Here is a 17,443-nt window from a genome sequence, read left to right as displayed (position 1 = left end):
GACACCACGACCGCCCCGCCCCGGCTGCTGCCGGGACGGGGCGGTCGTGCGTGCGGGGTCCGCTCAGCCGGCGTTCGGCGGCAGCGGCACCCGGGTCCAGTCGGTGTCGGCACCCAGGTGGAAGCCGGGGTGGGACGGCTGGTTGTAGGCGGTGTTCTGCCGGGCCACCTCGACGCGGTACTGCGGGTCGTGCAGCAGCGTGTACAGCTTCAGGTCGGTCAGCTCGGTGCTGGTGTAGATGCGGATCGCGGAGGAGTCGGCGGTGCGGACCAGCACCTCCTCGCGCCAGTCACCCAGCACGTCGGCCACCAGCGACGGGTTGCCCTTGGTGCCGTTGTTGGTGCGGGTGCCGTCCAGGGTCAGCAGCCGGCCGCGGCGCCAGTCGTCGATGGTGGGCGTCTGGCCACCCGAGCCGTTCACCAGCTGGGTGGTCCCGTCCGCCGCCCAGCGCACGCTCTGGTTGGTGCCGGGGGTGCCGGTCTCGAGCCGTCGGCCGCGGGCGTCCAGCAGGCCGCTGCCGTCGGTGCCGCCGGGCATCGAGGCCCAGACCTCGGTGCCGGGCACGTCGGGACGGACGTCGCCCACCATGCCGCGGCCGGTGTCGCGGCCGGAGTAGGCCCCGAACAGGACCTCGCCGGTGGCGGCGTCGCGCATGGCCGAGCCGTAGGGCGCGCTGGCGCCGCCCTCGTGCACCGTCCAGATCTCCAGCCCCTCGCGCGCCGGGTCCAGGTCGGTGACGTGCATCGCGTCACCGTGGCCCAGGCGCGCCCGGGCGCCGGGGTCGGCGCTCCCGGCCGGCAGGGTGTCGAAGGAGGAGTAGAGCAGCGAGCCGTCGTCGTCGATGGTGGCCGAGCCGTAGACGACCTCCTGCCGCCCGTCGGCGTCGACGTCGGAGGCCGACATCGAGTGGAAGCCCTGGGTGGTGAGGGTGCCGAACTCGGGGTCGGTGCCGTCGCGCCCGTGCGGTCCGTCGGCGAACGGGTTGGTCAGCGGCACGTGCCCGCTGTCCACCGCCCAGCGGGTGGTCAGGGAGCGGCCGTCCCAGTCGTAGGCGCGCAGGGTGCTGCGGGTGTAGTAGCCGCGGGCGAACACCGCCGAGGGGCGCTGGCCGTCGAGGTAGGCCACCCCGGCCAGGAAGCGGTCGACCCGGTTGCCGGGCTCGATCCGGGAGTAGGCGTAGTCGCCCCACAGCAGCCCGTCGTCACCGCGCCCGGGCTCGTAGTCCACGGTCTCCAGCGGGTTGCCGGAGCGGCCGTCGAAGACGGTCAGGTACTCCGGGCCGTCGAGCACGAAGCCCTCGAAGGCGCGGAGCTGGTTGCGGCTGCTGCGGCCCGGGGCGTAGACGTCGATGAAGTAGTCGGTGGCCGCCTTCGCGTCGGCCTCGGACAGCGGGTACTCCCAGCGCGGGGCGATGCCCCAGGCCTCCTCCAGGGTCGCGGGCCACTGCCCGGAGACGACCTCCTCGCGCTCGGACCAGCCGGCCAGCACCTCCTGCAGGTGGGCGGCGTAGTCCGCGGCGCTCATCCGGTAGTCGTCGTCGGGGCTGACCCCGGCGGCGCGGTCCTCGGCCGGGATCGGGACGGCGCGCTCGGAGACCATCCGGCCGCGGCTGTCGAAGCGCTGGACCGTGGTCCCGGGGGCGGTCTTCACCATCAGCTCGGCCCGGCCGTCGCCGTCGAAGTCGAAGACCGGGAACTGGGTGTAGTGGGCGCCGGAGCGGATGTTGACGCCGAGGTCGATCCGCCAGAGCAGGCGGCCGTCGGGCTCGTAGGCGTCGAGGTAGGTGGGGCCGGTGTAGCCCACCTGCGAGACGTCCTTGGCGTTGGAGGGGTCCCACTTCACCACGTGCTCGAGCTCGCCGTCGCCGTCCAGGTCGGCCACGGACATGTCGTTGGCCGCGTAGGTGTAGGCCTCCCCGGCGGGGGTGACGCCGTCGGCGGGGCGCTGCAGCGGGAGCTCGCCGTAGGCCTCCGCCCAGGGGGTGACGACCCGGCTGGGCCGGCCCTCGCGGCCGTCCACCACGGGTACCACGCGGTAGCGGGAGCCGTCGCCGCCCCCGGCGTCGAGGAAGTTGGTGGAGTCGGTGACGGTGGCGATCCGCTCCCCGCCGCGGTAGACGGCGAAGTCGGCACCGGTGACCCCGGTGGTGGAGGTGCCGGTCACCTCCGGCCCGAGGAGGCGCCAGCTGAGGTGCACCCCCTCGCTGGTGGGCACGGCCACCAGGCCGCGGTCGAGCTGTTCGAGCTGGGCCCCCGGTGCGCTGGGTCGGGCGTCGGCCGGGGGAGTGCCGGTGGCCACCAGGGCGAGGGTGGCCAACCCGGCGAGGGCGGCCGTGGCCAGGCGTCGGGACGTGGGTCGGGTCATCGGTCCTCCGTGCGTCGTTGCAACGTGTCAGGGCTGAGAAAACCCTTTCTACCCCGCCGCCGGCCGTTTGGGAACCCCGTCGGGGAACGGTGCGGAGCCACCTGCCGCCAGCCGGTCCGCTCCGCTCCGGACGGTCCCGTGGCGCTCGGCCGACGCCCTCGGCGCGCTGGTACTGTCCCCGCCATGGCCCCGCGGAAGTCAGAGCGCATCCTGAATCTGACCATCTGCCTCCTGGCCACCCGGCGCTTCCTGGCCAAGGACCAGATCAGACAGGTCGTCGAGGGCTACCGCGGGCTCTCCGACAGCGCCTTCGAGCGCACCTTCGAGCGCGACAAGGACGAGCTGCGGGCCATGGGCGTGCCGGTGGAGACCGGCAGCAACTCGACCTACTTCGACGACGAGCTCGGCTACCGGATCCCACGGACCGACTTCGAGCTGCCCTCGATCGAGCTCGACGCCGACGAGGCCGCGGTGGTGGCCCTGGCCGCGCAGAGCTGGCAGCAGGCCCGGATGGCCTCCTCGGCCCAGAGCGCCTGGGCCAAGCTGCGAGCCGCCGGCGTCGAGACCGACTCCAGCCGGATCGCCACCATGAGCCCCACGGTGGTGGCCCGCGAGGGCGCCTTCGAGGTGCTCTGGCAGGCGGTCCTGACCCGCTCGGTGGTGGCCTTCGACTACCGCCGCCGCGGCACCGGCCCGGGCGGGCGCCGCACCCTGCAGCCCTGGGGCGTCACCTCCAACAAGGGCCGCTGGTACGTGCTGGGCCACGACGTCGACCGCGGCGCCACCCGGATGTTCAAGATGTCGCGGATCCTCGGTGAGCCCGAGGTGGTGGCCGGCCCGGACGCCTTCGAGGTCCCCGCGGACGTCGACGTCCGCGCGCTGGCCCGCAGCCTGGAGCCGGCGCCGGCGACGGGGGAGGCGCTGCTGGCCGTGCGCGCCGAGCGGGCACCGCGGCTGCGACGGCGCGGGCGCCGCAGCGAGGAGCCGCTGCCCGAGCGGCTCGGTCCTGGCTACGAGGCCTGGCGGGTGGGGTACGGCGACGAGGGTGCCTTCGTCACCGAGGTCGCCTCCTTCGGGCCCGACGTGGTGGTGCTGGAGCCGGCCGCCGTGCGCACCCGGGTGCTACAGCACCTGGGCGGCCTGGTCCCGGCCGGGCAGAGGCAGGAGCAACCGGCGTGACCTCCTCCCAGCAGGTCCAGCGCCTGCTCGCGCTGGTGCCCTACCTGCTCGCCCACGAGGGCGCCAGCCTCACCGAGACCGCCAGCACCTTCGGCATCACGCCCCGGCAGCTCCGCGGGGACCTGTCGGTGCTCTACATGTGCGGCCTGCCCGGCCTGATGCCCGGTGACCTGATCGAGATCGACATGGACGCCGTCGACGGGCAGGGCACCATCCACCTGAGCAACGCCGAGTACCTCTCCCGACCGCTGCGCTTCACCCCCGACGAGGCCCTCGGCCTGGTGCTCGGGCTGCGCTCGTTGCGGGAGGTGGCCGCCGGGGACGTGCTGGCCGTGGTCGACTCCGCGCTGGCCAAGCTGCAGCACGTGGCCGGGTCGGTGCACGAGCTGGCCGAGCGGGTCAGCGTCTCGGTGGAGTCCGCCGGCGACCTGGTCCGCGACACCGTCAACCAGGCGGTGGGCGGGCAGCACCGGCTGGAGCTGGTCTACGACACGCCCGAGCAGACCACTCGACGCCGGGTCGACCCGGTGCGGGTCAGCATCCGCGACGGGGTGGCCTACCTGGAGGCCTTCGACCTCGACCGCGGGGCCTGGCGCACCTTCCGGCTGGACCGGATCGCCGAGGTCCACCCCACCGGTGCGCCGGCCGAGGACCACGGCCCGCACCCCGAGCAGCCGGCCGGCTGGCTGGAGGCCCTGTCCGGGGTCGGTGCGGTGACGCTGGAGCTCCGGCCCCCTGCGGCCTGGGTGGCGGAGTACCACCCGGTGCAGGCCGTTGAGCCGGTGGGGGAGGACGGCACCCTGCGGGCCACGCTGCCCGTCTCGGACCCGGCCTGGCTGCGCTCGCTGCTGCTCCAGCTGGGCGACGCGGCCCGCGTGCTGGACCCCCCGGAGGCCGCGGACTCCGCGCTCCGCGCGGCCGAGGAGACCCTCGCGCTGTACCGGCACGTCTGGGGCGAGGACCTCCCGGGCGCCGGGGAGCCGCCGGCGGACGTCCCGGCGGGGGACCGCGGGGGCGGCGCCGTCGGGACCGGGGACGGAGCGGACGCCGGCGGCGCGGAGCGGCTAGGGTCGCGGCCATGATGTGGGTGCTGATCATCGGAGGCGGCGTGCTGCTGCTCCTCGGCGCCCTGGCGCTGTGGGCGGTCTACCTGTGGCGTCGGGGCGAGGAGCTGTGGTCGGAGGTGACCAAGCTGGGTCGCCAGGCCGTCCAGCTGGCCCTGCTGGCCGAGAAGATCCAGACCGTCCCCGACCAGACCGATCTGGAAGCCCTGCGGCGACGAACCAGTGCTGGACGACGGCAGCCCTGAGCGCCGTCCAGGTCGTGGTCGCACCCGGCGACCCGACGTAGAGTGGCAGCGTGGTTCCGACGACCGGAGCCGCACAACGACCAAAGAGGACTGATGATGATGACTCCGATGGCGTTCGGTCTCCCCGGCGGCCCCGAGGTGCTGATCCTGATCGTGGTGGCCCTGGCCTTGCTGATCTTCGGTGGTTCCCGCCTGGCCGGTATCGGCAAGGGCACCGGCAAGGCGATCCGTGAGTTCAAGGAGGAGACCCAGAGCCTCCGCGGCAGCAAGGACGAGCGTCCTGCCGCCACGGCGCCCGTCGACCCCACCCACCCGACGACCGCCCGCGAGGACGTCGTCGAGGCCGAGGTCGTCGAGCCCCGCACCGAGCCCCGTCGCGACGTCTGACGCCTGAGCGATGGCACTGACTCTGCGGGGACGCCGGGTCTCCTTCGACTGGCTCAAGCCGCCCCCGGCCACCCCGGACGGCACCATGTCGATCTGGGACCACCTGCGTGAGCTGCGGTACCGGCTGATCATCGCCGTGGTCGCCGTGACGATCATCTCGATCGTCTGCGCGTTCTTCTTCCAGCGGCTCTACGGCCTGATCGCCTACCCGTACAACGAGGCGGCCGACATGGTGCTGGCCGACCGGCCGGAGGCCAACATCGAGCTGGTGAACTCCGGGATCGCCGCGCCGTTCCTGCTCGCCCTGAAGATCTCCGCGTTCGCCGGTCTGATCTTCTCCGCGCCGATCTGGCTCTACCAGCTGTGGGCCTTCATCGCCCCGGCGCTGCTGGCCAAGGAGAAGAAGGCCGCGATGGCCTTCATCGCCAGCTCCACCCCGCTGTTCCTGGGGGGCGTCGGTCTGGCGTACCTGCTGATGCCCAAGGCGATGGCGGTGATGCTGGCGTTCACCGTCGACGGCACCACCAACCTGATCGACGGCAACGACTACCTCAGCTTCATCATGCAGATGATGGTCGTGTTCGGCGTGGCGTTCCTGCTGCCCGTGGTCGTGGTGGCGCTGAACATCATGGGCGTGGTCAAGGCCACCCAGCTGGCCCAGGCCCGCACCTTCGTGATCTTCGGGTCCTTCGTCGTGGGGGCGCTGGCCACCCCCAGCACCGACCCGTTCTCGATGCTCGCGCTGGCCATCCCGCTCACGGTGCTCTACATCATCGCCGAGGCCGTCTGCCACGCCAACGACAAGCGTCGTGGTCGTCGCAGCGTCACCGCCGAGCGCGACCCCGTGCCCGAGATCGCCGCCTGAGCCGCGTGCCCGACCTGCCGGTGGCCACCCTCGTGGTCAACCCGAGCGCCGGCAAGGGCCGGGCCGGGCGTCGCCTCCCCGAGGTGCTCAGCGTCCTGGCCCCCGCCCTCCCCGGGCACCGGATCGCGGTGCTCGAGACGGCGGGGTTCCCGCAGGCCCGCGAGGCCTGTTCGGACGCCGTGGACGCGGCCCGGGCCGCCGACGGACGCGGCGACTGCCTGCTCGTGATGGGCGGGGACGGCATGATGCACCTCGGCGTCAACGCCTGCGCCGGCACCGACGTCCCCCTGGGGCTGCTGCCCGCGGGCACCGGGAACGACATGTGCCGCGGCTACGGGGTGGACTCCCGCGGCGCCGTCCCCGCCGCCCGCGCGATCGACCCCGGCAGGACGGTCCGGGTGGACGCGCTGCGGGTCAGCGGCGCACTGGAGGACGGCGCGACCCAGGCCTGGGTGGGCAGCGTGGTCGCCTCCGGCTTCGACGCCCGGGTCAACCGCCGGGCCAACGCGATGAGCCGGCCCAAGGGGTCCCTGCGCTACGCCGTGGCCGCCCTGGCCGAGCTGGCGACCTTCACCCCGCTGAGCTACCGGCTCAGCCTGGACGGCCGCCCGCGCGAGCTCGACGCGATGCTGGTCGCGGTGGGCAACGGCGGCTTCTTCGGCGGCGGCATGAACATCTGCCCCGATGCCGATCCCCGCGACGGGCTGCTCGACGTCACGATCGTGCACCCGGTCTCGCGTCCGACGCTGCTGGCCATGCTGCCGCTGATGTTCGGCGGCTCCTTCGTCCGCCACCCCGCGATCGAGCGGACCCGGGCCAGCCGGGTGGAGGTGCTGGGGGAGGACCTGGTGGCCATGGGCGACGGGGAGCCGCTGGGCCCGACCCCGCTCGTGGTGGAGTCCGTGCCCGGCGCGCTGACCCTGCTCGGCGGCTGACGGGCCGCTTCGTACCTCGGCCGCGCGCGCCCTGGCGGGGCCGGGCTGGGACGGGGTCGTAGGTTGGGACGGTGAGCGAGCGCCCGGAGATGCTGACCGACCCCGCCGAGGAGCTCAGCCCCAGCGAGCGGTTCGCCCGCTTCCGCGAGCGGCGGCAGAGCCCGGCCCTGGCCGACTTCGCCGACAGCTTCCCCTTCAGCCTCGACGACTACCAGCTCGAGGCCTGCCGGCACGTCGAGTCCGGCTCCGGCGTCCTGGTCGCCGCACCCACCGGCGCCGGCAAGACCATCGTGGGGGAGTTCGCGGTCCACCTGGCCCTGCTGCAGGGGCGGAAGGCCTTCTACACCACCCCGATCAAGGCGCTGTCGAACCAGAAGCACGCCGACCTGGTCCGCCGGCACGGGGCGGAGAACGTCGGGCTGCTGACCGGCGACACCAGCCACAACGCCGAGGCACCGGTGGTGGTGATGACCACCGAGGTGCTGCGCAACATGATCTACGCCGGCTCCCGCACCCTGGACGGCCTCGGCTACGTGGTGATGGACGAGGTGCACTACCTCGCCGACCGCTTCCGCGGCCCCGTCTGGGAGGAGGTCATCATCGGCCTGGCCGAGTCGGTCCAGGTGGTGGCGCTGTCGGCCACGGTGAGCAACGCCGAGGAGTTCGGGGAGTGGTTGGCCGAGGTCCGCGGGGAGATGGCGCTGGTGGTCTCCGAGCGCCGTCCGGTCCCGCTCTACCAGCACGTGCTGGCCGGCCGTGACCTGGTCGACCTCTTCGACGACGTCGCCCCGACCGCGATCACCGACCCCGGCGCCCCGACCGGGCGGCCCGAGGTCAACCCCCGGCTGCTGCGGATCGCCAAGGGGGAGACCCGCTCCACCCGCGACGACGCCCGTCGGCCCCGGGGTCGCAGCGGCAAGGGCAAGAAGAACGCCGGCTACGGCTCCGGAGCCTTCGGCGGGGCCTCGCACCCCCGCGGTGGGGAACGCTCCGGCCTGGTGCCCAGCCGGGCCATGATGGTCCGCGCCCTGGAGCGCGCCCGGCTGCTGCCGGCCATCGTCTTCGTGTTCAGCCGCGCCGGGTGCGACGGCGCGGTGCAGCAGCTGCTGGGCAGCGGGGTCAGCCTGACCAGCGGGGTGGAGCGCAGCGCGATCCTCGACATCGCCGAGGCCCACGCCGCCGGGCTGTCCCCGGCCGACCGCGACGCCCTGGGCTGGGACGGCTTCGTGGAGGCGCTGCTGCGGGGGATCGCGGCCCACCACGCGGGCATGCTGCCCGCCTTCAAGGAGTGCGTCGAGCAGGCCTTCGTGCGGGGCCTGGTGAAGGTGGTCTTCGCCACCGAGACCCTCGCCCTGGGCATCAACATGCCCGCCCGCAGCGTCGTGCTGGAGAAGCTGGTCAAGTTCAACGGCGAGACCCACGCCGACATCACGCCGGGGGAGTACACCCAGCTGACCGGCCGCGCCGGGCGGCGTGGCATCGACGTCGAGGGCCACGCGGTGGTCCAGTGGGCCCCCGGTCTGGACCCGCGGGCGGTGGCCGGGCTGGCCTCGCGCCGGACCTACCCGCTGCGCTCCTCCTTCCGGCCCACCTACAACATGGCCGTCAACATGGTCGGCGCCGTCGGCCGGGCCCGGGCGCGCGAGCTGCTGGAGCAGTCCTTCGCCCAGTTCCAGACCGACCGCGCGGTCGTCGGGATGGCCCGCAACCAGGCCCGCAACCGGCGCCAGGCGGCGGAGCTGATGGAGCGGGCCTCCTGCGAGCGCGGCGACTTCGCCGAGTACGCGCGACTCCGCGAGGAGGTGGCGCAGCTGGAGGCGGCCGCCGCCCGGGAGCGGAAGGCCGACAAGCGGGCGGAGTCGGTGCAGGCCCTGCTGGAGCTCAAGCCCGGGGACCTGATCCGGGTGCCGGCCGGTCGCTCGGCCGGCTGGGCCGTGGTGATCGACCCCGGGACCCGCCGGGACCGCACCGACCCCACGCCGACGGTGATGACCGAGGAGCGGCACGTGCGCCGGCTCAGCCTGGTCGACTTCCCCACCCCGACCGTGGTGGTCGGCCGGGTGCGGGTGCCCAAGCACTTCGACGTCAAGGAGGCCGCGGCCCGGCGCTCCCTGTCGGCGGCGCTGGCCTCGCGGCTGGCCGAGATCGACCCCGACCCGCAGCAGTACCGGCGCGGGGCCCTGGACGCGGAGACGCGCGAGCGCATCGACGAGCTGCGCGCCCGGCTGCAGGCCCACCCCTGCCACCGCTGCCCCGACCGGGAGGCCCACGCCCGGCTGGCGGAGAAGGCGGTGCGGCTGGAGCGGGAGAACACCCAGATCGAGGGCCGGGTCAGACGGCGCACCAGCGGCATCGCCAGCCAGTTCGACCGCATCTGCCAGGTGCTGGCGGCGCTGGGCCACCTGGCGCCACCGCCCGGGCGTCCCGACGCCGACCTCGACGACTGGCGGGTCAGCGACGCCGGACGGGTGCTGTCGCGGATCTACAGCCAGCTCGACCTGGTCACCGCCGAGTGCATCCGCGGTGGTGTCCTGGCCGGGCTCAGCGCCCCGCAGCTGGCCGCGGTGCTCTCCAGCCTGGTCTTCGAGACCCGGCGCTCCGACGGCACCCGGTACCGGCCGCGGATGCCCGACGCCGAGACCGAGGAGGTCATGGTCCGCGTCCGCGCCACCTGGCGCGAGGTCAGCCTGCTGGAGCGCGACGCCCGTCTGGACCGCGGCCCCGAGCCCGACATCGGCTTCGCCCGCGCCGCCCACCACTGGACGGCCGGACGTCCGCTGGCCGAGGTGCTCGACCTGACCGGCCTGCCCGCGGGGGACTTCGTCCGCTGGGTCCGGCAGGTGATGGACCTGGCCGACCAGGTCGGCTCGGCCACCACCGACCCGCGGCTGCGGGCCACCTGCCGGGACGCGGTGCGGCAGATGCGTCGCGGCGTGGTCGCCTTCGTCCCCGACGAGGAGGAGCTGGTCGAGGACGACGCCGAGGACGACGCCGACGACGAGGCGGACGTCGAGGGCCGCGAGGACGTGGAGCCGGACGGCGGTGCGCCGGACGCGGTGCTGGTCGAGGACGGCTCGGAGGACGTCGAGCTGGTCCAGGGCCGGACCGGGCACGCCACGGGCGGGAACCGGTCGACCGACCTCGACGGGCGCGACGGCCCGGTGCGGGAGGACTGAACCCGTTCGCCCGTGGGCTTTGTCGCCGGTCGGTAACGTGACGAGGAGGACACGGACCGGCGCGGGCCGGGCGGGAGGGGGACCTGGTGCGAGCACGGATCGGTCTGCTGCTCGGCGTCGCCGCCCTCGGTGCGGCCACCGCCTGCACCCCGGGCCAGGCCGCCGGCCCCGACCCCGTGGCGACGGCCCCGGCGTCCAGCCCCGTGACCGCCCCCGCACCCACCGACCGGGGCACGCCCGCTGCCACGGCGACAGGGACCCGCGACGGGGGCGTCGTGGCCGACGCCGAGCTGCAGCAGGCCCTGGACTGCCTGGAGGGCAGCTGGCGGATGGCCTCCTTCGCCATCGAGGCCGACTCCTCGGTCACCACCGAGGGTGAGGGCGGGGACGTCAGGCTGGAGTTCGGCGACGGCTCGTGGTGGTTGCACAGCGACGACGACGAGGCGGTCACCGTGCGGGTCGGCACCAAGGAGGCCGAGCTGACGCTGGACGGTCACGCCGAGGGGAGCGTCGACGTCACCGCCGAGGGGGTCCGCTTCTCGGTGCAGGACTCCGACGGTCGGGTCGAGCTGGAGCTCCCGGAGGGCATGGCCGACCACGGGATGCCCCTGGGGCACTTCCTGGCCACCATCGTCCCCACCGGCAGCACCACGCTGGAGTGCGACGACGACGAGGCCACCGTCTCCAGCGGCAACACCATGGTGAACCAGGTGCTCACCCTCGAGCGCTGAGCGGGGCCCCGCTCAGGAGGCCTGGGAGACCGTCGACATGTTGAAGTCGGGGACCCGCAGGGCCGGCACCACCGTGCGGGTGAACCAGTCGTTCCACTCCCGGCACAGGGTGCGCTCGCTGACCGAGGCCTCGGTGGCGCGGCGCAGCAGGTCGACCGGGGACTCGTTGAACCGGAAGTTGTTGACCTGGGCCACCACCTCCCCGTCCTCCACCAGGTAGACCCCGTCACGGGTCAGCCCGGTCAGCAGCAGCGTCTCCGGGTCCACCTCACGCATGTACCACAGGCACGTCAGCAGCAGCCCGCGCTCGGTGGCGGCGATCATCTCCTCCAGGGTCGCGGTGCCGCCGGCGTCGGCGACCAGGTTGTCGGTGGGGAAGCGGACCTCGTCCCCGGCCGAGGCGCGGGGGGCGACCAGCTCCTCGAGCACACCCTCGCGCAACCACTCCACCCGCCCGACCGGCGCCCCGTTGTCGAAGGCCGACGTCATCCCCGACTGGGGGGAACGGACCACGGCGAAGTCCGGACCCTCCATGCCCGGGGCGCCCGGGTCGGAGGCCAGGGTGAGGGGGAGCGTGCTGAGCCGCTCGCCGATCCGGGTGCGACCGGCTTCGCCGGCGTAGACGTTGCGCCCCTCCTCGGCGTCGCGGCGCGACATCGTCCAGTAGGCGTAGATCAGCAGGTCGGCCACCGCCGAGGGCGGCAGCAGCGTCTCGTAACGGCCCGCCGGCAGGTCGACGGTGCGGGCGGACCAGCCGATCCGGCGCTGCAGCTCCGCAGCCAGGGCGTGCACGTCCACCTCGTCGGGGTGCTGGTAGGACTGCCCGACCCAGGCCGAGGCGCCGCGGCTCCCGTCCTGGCCGGCGTCGGTCTTGGCGTTCACCTCGATCCGGCCCATCCGGTCCACGCTGCGGCGACGCACCCCGGCGGTGGTGCCCAGCCAGGTGGTGGTGACGACGTGCTCGGCGAAGCCGTACCAGCGCTCGCCGCCGCCGCGCGCCCGGGTGAGCTCCTCACCCAGCCCGCGGGCCAGCTGGGCGAAGACCTCGATCCCGCCGCCGGCCGCGCCCTCCTCCCAGCCCGGCGCCGGCTCCCCGGTGACCAGGACGACGACGTCCTCGGCCGGGCCCGAGCTGCGCCCGGCGGCGACGGCCCGTCCCACCAGGTCGGTGACGTCCTCGACGGCCACCACCGGCGCGGAGGCGATGCCCACGGCCAGCCCGTCGGCGACCTCCACGTGGGCGATCACGGTCATCCGGCGCTGGTGCATCTGGCCGTTGGTGGTCAGCGAGTTGGCGGCCCAGCGCAGGTTGGCCCCGGTGGAGTCGTCCAGCACCACCGACCCCTGGTGCGGGGCCAGCGCGGCGACGGCGGTCTCGACCAGCGCGGCCGGGTCGACGGTCGTGGTGGTGGTCATCACAGGCCTCCCTCGGAGCGGGTGTTGAGGACGTTCACGCCGCGGAAGAGCGCCGACGGACACCCGTGGGACACCGAGGCGACCTGCCCGGGCTGGCCCTTGCCGCAGTTCATCGCACCGCCGAGGCGGTAGGTGGAGCGGCCACCGACGGCCTCCATCGAGCGCCAGAAGTCGGTGGTGGTGGCCTGGTAGGCCGCGTCGCGGACCTGCCCGGCCAGCCGGCCCTCCTTGATCCGGTAGAAGCGCTGCCCGGTGAACTGGAAGTTGTAGCGCTGCATGTCGATCGACCAGGACTTGTCGCCGACCACGTAGAGGCCGTCCTCGACCCGGCTGATGAGGTCCGACGTGGACAGGTCCTCCGCCCCCGGCTGCAGGGAGACGTTGGGCATCCGCTGCAGCGGGATGTGGCCGGGGGAGTCGGCGAAGGCGCAGCCGTTGGAGCGGCCGCCGCCGCTCCCGCCGGAGGCGTCCTGCATCTGGCGCGCCATCTGGCGGTTGAGCTGGTACCCGACCAGGGTGCCGTCGCGGACGATGTCGAAGGACTGCCCGGCCACGCCCTCGTCGTCCACAGCGATGGTGGCCAGACCGTGCGGGGTGACCCGGTCCCCGGTCACGTGCATCACCTCGCTGCCGTAGCGCAGCGTGCCCAGCTGGTCGGGCGTGGCGAAGGACGTCCCGGCGTAGGCGGCCTCGTAGCCCAGCGCCCGGTCCAGCTCGGTGGCGTGGGCCACCGACTCGTGGATGGTCAGCCACAGGTTGGTGGGGTCGATCACCAGGTCCAGCGAGCCGGGCTGCACCGAGGGCGCCTTCACGTGCTCGGCCAGCAGCTCGGGCAGCTCGGCCACCTCGGCGTCGAAGTCCCAGCCGGTGCCGGTCAGGTACTCCCAGCCCCGGCCCACCGGCGGGGCCAGCGTCCGCATGGTCGAGAAGCCGCCGGCGGCGACGGTGGTGGCGGTCAGCTCGGGGTGGATCCGCACCCGCTGCTGCACGGTGCGGGTGCCGGCGGTGTCGGCGTAGAACTTGTTCTCCTGGACCGCGTGCACCCGGGCGTCGGCGTGGTGCACCCCGTCGGCAGCCAGCAGCCGTTCGCTCAGGTCGGCCAGCCGCGCCTGCTTCTCCGCCTCGGGGACCTCAAAGGGGTTCAGCTCGTACTCCGAGACGTGCTCCAGGCGGTGCACCGGCTCCTCGGCCAGCCGCACCGCCTCCGCGCTGAGGGCGGCCGAGACGGTGGCCGTGGTCACCGCCTGCGAGGCCAGCGTCCGGGCACCCTCCGCGGTCAGCGTGATGCCGGCGGCGAAGCCCCAGCAGCCGCGGTGCACCACCCGCACCGCCATGCCCAGCACCGTGTCGCCGGTGCTGCGCTCCAGCCGGGCGTCGCGGAAGACGGTCTCGGACTCGAGGATGCGCTCCACCCGGACGTCGGCGTGCTCGGCCCCGAGGTCACGGGCCCGGCTGAGGGCCGCGTCGGCCAGCTCGTCGAGGGGGAGGGCGGTGAACGTGGGGTCCAGGACGGCCATGTCGGCAGCGTAGTGGGCAGGGTGGGGATCCTGACGGTCAGTGGGCACTGCCGCCCACCCGGACCCGCGCCGTCGCTCGCCCGCGTCGGCGCCGGACACCCACTGACCGGCCGGATCCGTCCGACCGGGAGGGCACTAGGGTGATCCGGTGCTCCCACAGCCGCAGACCGCAGGACGAGACCGGTGAGCGTGGCCGTCCGCGTCATCCCCTGCCTCGACGTGCACGCCGGCCGGGTGGTCAAGGGCGTGAACTTCACCGACCTGCGTGACGCCGGCGACCCGGTCGAGCTGGCCACCGCCTACGGCGCGGCCGGCGCGGACGAGGTGACCTTCCTCGACATCTCCGCCTCCTTCGAGGGCCGCGAGACCACCCGCGAGGTCGTCGGTGAGACCGCCGGCACGGTGTTCATCCCGCTGACCGTGGGCGGCGGGGTCACCAGCGCCGGCGACGTCGACGCGCTGCTGCGGGCCGGGGCCGACAAGGCCGCGATCAACACCGGCGCGATCAACCGGCCCGAGGTGATCGCCGAGATCACCCACCGCTTCGGCAACCAGGTGCTGGTGCTGTCGGTGGACGCCCGCCGCGACCCCGACCAGCCCTCCGGCTTCGGCGTCACCACCCACGGCGGCCGCAAGGACGCCGGGCTGGACGCGGTGGAGTGGGCCCGTCGGGGCGTCGAGCTGGGGGTGGGGGAGATCCTGCTCAACTCGATGGACGCCGACGGCACCACGAACGGCTTCGACCTGGAGATGATCAGGGCCATCCGCTCGGAGGTGGACGTCCCGCTGATCGCCTCGGGCGGGGCCGGTACGGTGCAGCACTTCGTGACGGCCGTCGAGGCCGGGGCCGACGCGGTGCTGGCCGCGAGCGTGTTCCACTACGGCACGTTGACCATCGAGCAGGTGAAGGACGCCCTGGCCGCTGCCGGGCACCCCGTGAGGAGAGGATCCTGACCATGACCGACCGAGTGGTGTGGCTGCCGTACGGCGCCGAGGAGGCCGAGCACAAGCTCGGTGGTCTGCCCGAGGGCCTGCGGGTGGAGGCGTGGACGTCGGCGAAGGAGCTGCCGGGCTCGGCGTCCGACGTCGAGTTCGCGGTGATGCCCTACATGGCCGGGCCGGGGGCGCTGGACCGGATCGAGGAGCTGACCTCGCTGAAGGTGCTGCAGCTGCAGAGCGCGGGCTACGAGAACGTGGTGGACCTGGTGCCCGAGGGCGTCACGCTGTGCAACGGCGGCGGGATCCACGACACCGCCACCGCCGAGCTGGCCGTCACCCTGGCGCTGGCCAGCGGGCGCAACATCGGTCGCTTCGCCCGCCAGCAGGCCGAGCGCCGCTGGGACGGCGCCTGGGGCGTGTCGCTGGCCGACCAGCACGTGGCCATCGTCGGCTACGGCCGGATCGGCAAGGCCATCGAGGCCCGGCTGGCCGGCTTCGAGGTCGCCTCGGTCACCCGCTTCGCCCGCAGCGAGAAGTCCGACCCCGAGGTCCGCCCGGTCGACGAGCTGGGCGAGCACCTGCCCCGCTGCACCGTGGTGTTCGTAATCACCCCGCTGACCGAGCAGACCACGGGGCTCTTCGACGCCGACATGCTGGCCCGGATGCCCGACGGCGCCCTGCTGGTCAACGTCTCCCGCGGCCCGGTGGTGGACACCGAGGCGCTGCTGGCCGAGACCTCCTCGGGCCGGCTGCGCGCCGCCCTGGACGTCACCGACCCCGAGCCGCTGCCCTCGGACCACCCGCTGTGGGAGGTGGACAACGTGCTGATCAGCCCCCACGTGGGCGGTTACGCCTCCTCCTTCGAGCCCCGCCGGGACCGGCTGGTCGCCGCCCAGCTGCGCCGCTTCGCCGCCGGTGAGCCGCTGGAGAATGTGGTCAACTGACGTCCATGAGCTGCCTGTTCTGCCGGATCGTCGCCGGTGAGCTGCCCTCGCGTCAGGTCCACGCCGACGAGCGCGCGGTCGCCTTCCTCGACATCGCGCCGTTCCACCGGGGTCACACCCTGGTGGTGCCGCGGGAGCACGCCGACGACGTCCTCACCCAGGGTGCCTGGACCGCGGTGGCCCCGGCGGTGGAGGTCACCGCCCGGCTGCTGCGGGACCGGCTGGCCTGCGACGGGCTCAACGTGTTCAGCTCCGCCGGAGCCGTGGCCGGCCAGGACGTCGGGCACCTGCACGTCCACCTGGTCCCGCGCTACGCCGACGCACCGGGTCTGCGCGGTCTGTTCGAGCGGCGTCCCGGTGCTGACGAGGACCTGGACGCCGTCCACGCCCAGCTGACCGCCCAGCCGGAGCCCGGCGCCGAGGACCGCGCGTGAGGGCACCCGACCGGGCCCGCACCGCCCCCTCCACCTGGCTGGTGGAGCTGGTTCCGCCGTTCCTGGTGGCGCTGGTGCTGCTGCCCTTCGTGATCTCCGGCGGCCGGGCCTGGCCGTGGGTGCCGGCCACCATCGACCTCGACGTCTACGTCCTGGCCGTCCGCGACATGCTGGCCGGCGGCAACATCTACACCACCCAGAGCCCCGGGTACGGGCTGTTCTTCATCTACCCGCCGATCGCCGCGGTCCTGATGACGCCGCTGGCGATCGGGCCGTACGCGCTGTGGCAGGTGCTGTGGACCGCGGCGGGCGTGGCGGCCCAGCAGGCCGTGCTCCGCCGCTGCGGCGCCCCGCGGGGCTGGAGGCTCGCGGTGCTCGGCGTCCTGCTGGTGCTGGCGGTGGAGCCGATCCGGACCACCCTCGGCTACGGCCAGGTCAACACCTTCCTGATGTTCCTGGTGGTGGCCGACCTGCTCCCCGACGCCGAGGGGGAGCGGCGCTGGCTGCCGCGCGGATCGCTGATCGGGCTGGCGGCAGCCATCAAGCTCACCCCGGCGCTGTTCATCGTCTTCGCGTTCCTGGTCGGACGCCGCCGCCTCGGCCTGACCGCGGTGGCCAGCTTCGCCGTGCTGACGCTGGTGGGGGCGGTCTTCCAGCCGACCCGGTCGCTGGAGTTCTTCGGCGGGCTGGCCGCGGGCGACACCCGCACCGCCGGGCCGATCTACGTCGGCAACCAGTCCCTGCTCGGGGTCGTCACGCGTCTCGTGGACGACGACGGCCGGCTGGTGACCCTGGCCGGGCTGGCCCTGGCCGGCACGGTGGCCCTGCTCTCGGCGGTCGTCGCCCGGCAGTGGTGGCTCCGGGGCCGACGCGTGTTCGCCGTCGCGCTGGTGGGCATGGGCACCTGCCTGGCGTCCCCGCTGTCCTGGACGCACCACCACGTCTGGGTGGTCGTGCTGGCCATGGCCGTGCTGCTCGGCTGGCGCGACGCCACCCTGCCGCGCTGGGTGCTCTGGGTGGCCGGCGGCTGGGTGGTCTGGGTCTCGCTCTGCCTGCCGCTGGCCCTGCTGCCCTACGGCCAGGAGGTCGAGCGCAGCTACGGGCCGCTGCAGGAGCTGGTGGCCAACCTCGGCCCGGTCACCGGGCTGGTGCTGCTGGTCGGGCTGGCCGTGCGGCTGCTGCGCCGGACCGACGAGCCGGCCCCGGCCGAGGCCGTCGCGGCCGACCGCGCCTGAGTCGGAGGACCG

General features: G+C 73.9%; 15 protein-coding genes. 12 read left to right on the top strand and 3 right to left on the bottom strand.

Annotation, left to right across the window (positions count from 1 at the left end):
* Positions 1-63 precede the first annotated feature (63 nt).
* On the bottom strand, positions 64-2,364 hold the full coding sequence (locus BLT52_RS16755; RefSeq protein WP_172804070.1) for a rhamnogalacturonan lyase: 2,301 nt from the start codon (positions 2,362-2,364) through the stop codon (positions 64-66).
* A 183-nt stretch (positions 2,365-2,547) separates the two neighbouring features.
* Between BLT52_RS16755 and BLT52_RS16750 the strand changes: the two genes are divergently transcribed.
* From BLT52_RS16750 to BLT52_RS16715, 8 genes are all read left to right on the top strand, one after another.
* Complete coding sequence (locus BLT52_RS16750; RefSeq protein WP_090595130.1) at positions 2,548-3,543, top strand: helix-turn-helix transcriptional regulator; 996 nt, start codon at positions 2,548-2,550, stop codon at positions 3,541-3,543.
* Positions 3,540-4,625 carry a helix-turn-helix transcriptional regulator gene (locus tag BLT52_RS16745; RefSeq protein WP_090595128.1) on the top strand — a complete coding sequence of 362 codons (1,086 nt, stop codon included), beginning with the start codon at positions 3,540-3,542 and terminating at the stop codon, positions 4,623-4,625. The genes BLT52_RS16750 and BLT52_RS16745 overlap by 4 nt, the downstream gene beginning before the upstream one ends.
* Entirely contained in the window at positions 4,622-4,852 is a 231-nt protein-coding gene (locus tag BLT52_RS16740) for a hypothetical protein (RefSeq protein ID WP_157677189.1), read from the top strand. Before BLT52_RS16745 ends, BLT52_RS16740 begins: the two co-directional genes overlap by 4 nt.
* Before the next feature lie 99 nt (positions 4,853-4,951).
* Positions 4,952-5,239, top strand: coding sequence for a twin-arginine translocase TatA/TatE family subunit (locus BLT52_RS16735; RefSeq protein ID WP_331712568.1), 288 nt, complete (start codon positions 4,952-4,954; stop codon positions 5,237-5,239).
* A 10-nt stretch (positions 5,240-5,249) separates the two neighbouring features.
* Positions 5,250-6,104, top strand: a complete 855-nt coding sequence (tatC, locus tag BLT52_RS16730; protein WP_090595124.1) for a twin-arginine translocase subunit TatC — start codon at positions 5,250-5,252, stop codon at positions 6,102-6,104.
* Positions 6,105-6,109: 5 nt separating this feature from the next.
* Positions 6,110-7,039, top strand: a complete 930-nt coding sequence (locus tag BLT52_RS16725; RefSeq protein ID WP_231946364.1) for a diacylglycerol/lipid kinase family protein — start codon at positions 6,110-6,112, stop codon at positions 7,037-7,039.
* 89 nt (positions 7,040-7,128) lie between these two features.
* Positions 7,129-10,215 (top strand): DEAD/DEAH box helicase, encoded by a 3,087-nt coding sequence (locus tag BLT52_RS16720; protein WP_090596974.1) that lies wholly within the window; start codon positions 7,129-7,131, stop codon positions 10,213-10,215.
* 86 nt (positions 10,216-10,301) lie between these two features.
* Positions 10,302-10,946 (top strand): hypothetical protein, encoded by a 645-nt coding sequence (locus BLT52_RS16715; RefSeq protein WP_090595122.1) that lies wholly within the window; start codon positions 10,302-10,304, stop codon positions 10,944-10,946.
* Positions 10,947-10,958: 12 nt separating this feature from the next.
* Here the strand turns inward: BLT52_RS16715 and BLT52_RS16710 are convergent, their stop codons facing one another.
* Both BLT52_RS16710 and BLT52_RS16705 read right to left on the bottom strand, forming a co-directional pair.
* A complete protein-coding gene (locus BLT52_RS16710; RefSeq protein WP_090595120.1) occupies positions 10,959-12,362 on the bottom strand; it encodes a metallopeptidase TldD-related protein in 1,404 nt (467 codons plus the stop codon).
* On the bottom strand, positions 12,362-13,879 hold the full coding sequence (locus BLT52_RS16705; RefSeq protein ID WP_090595119.1) for a TldD/PmbA family protein: 1,518 nt from the start codon (positions 13,877-13,879) through the stop codon (positions 12,362-12,364). Before BLT52_RS16705 ends, BLT52_RS16710 begins: the two co-directional genes overlap by 1 nt.
* Positions 13,880-14,062: 183 nt before the next feature.
* Between BLT52_RS16705 and hisF the strand changes: the two genes are divergently transcribed.
* From hisF to BLT52_RS16685, 4 genes are read left to right on the top strand one after another with little or no spacing between them, the layout of a single operon-like run.
* Complete coding sequence (gene hisF, locus BLT52_RS16700) at positions 14,063-14,833, top strand: imidazole glycerol phosphate synthase subunit HisF (protein WP_090595117.1); 771 nt, start codon at positions 14,063-14,065, stop codon at positions 14,831-14,833.
* Between the two features lie 2 nt (positions 14,834-14,835).
* Positions 14,836-15,762 (top strand): 2-hydroxyacid dehydrogenase, encoded by a 927-nt coding sequence (locus tag BLT52_RS16695; RefSeq protein ID WP_090595116.1) that lies wholly within the window; start codon positions 14,836-14,838, stop codon positions 15,760-15,762.
* Between the two features lie 5 nt (positions 15,763-15,767).
* Positions 15,768-16,196, top strand: coding sequence for an HIT family protein (locus tag BLT52_RS16690; RefSeq protein WP_090595114.1), 429 nt, complete (start codon positions 15,768-15,770; stop codon positions 16,194-16,196).
* A complete protein-coding gene (locus BLT52_RS16685; RefSeq protein ID WP_090595112.1) occupies positions 16,193-17,431 on the top strand; it encodes a glycosyltransferase 87 family protein in 1,239 nt (412 codons plus the stop codon). Before BLT52_RS16690 ends, BLT52_RS16685 begins: the two co-directional genes overlap by 4 nt.
* Positions 17,432-17,443 lie beyond the last annotated feature (12 nt).

Source organism: Auraticoccus monumenti (assembly GCF_900101785.1).
Lineage (GTDB): Bacteria > Actinomycetota > Actinomycetes > Propionibacteriales > Propionibacteriaceae > Auraticoccus > Auraticoccus monumenti.
Note: the sequence above shows the minus strand (reverse complement) of the source record. Positions and strands in the feature narration are given on the sequence as shown.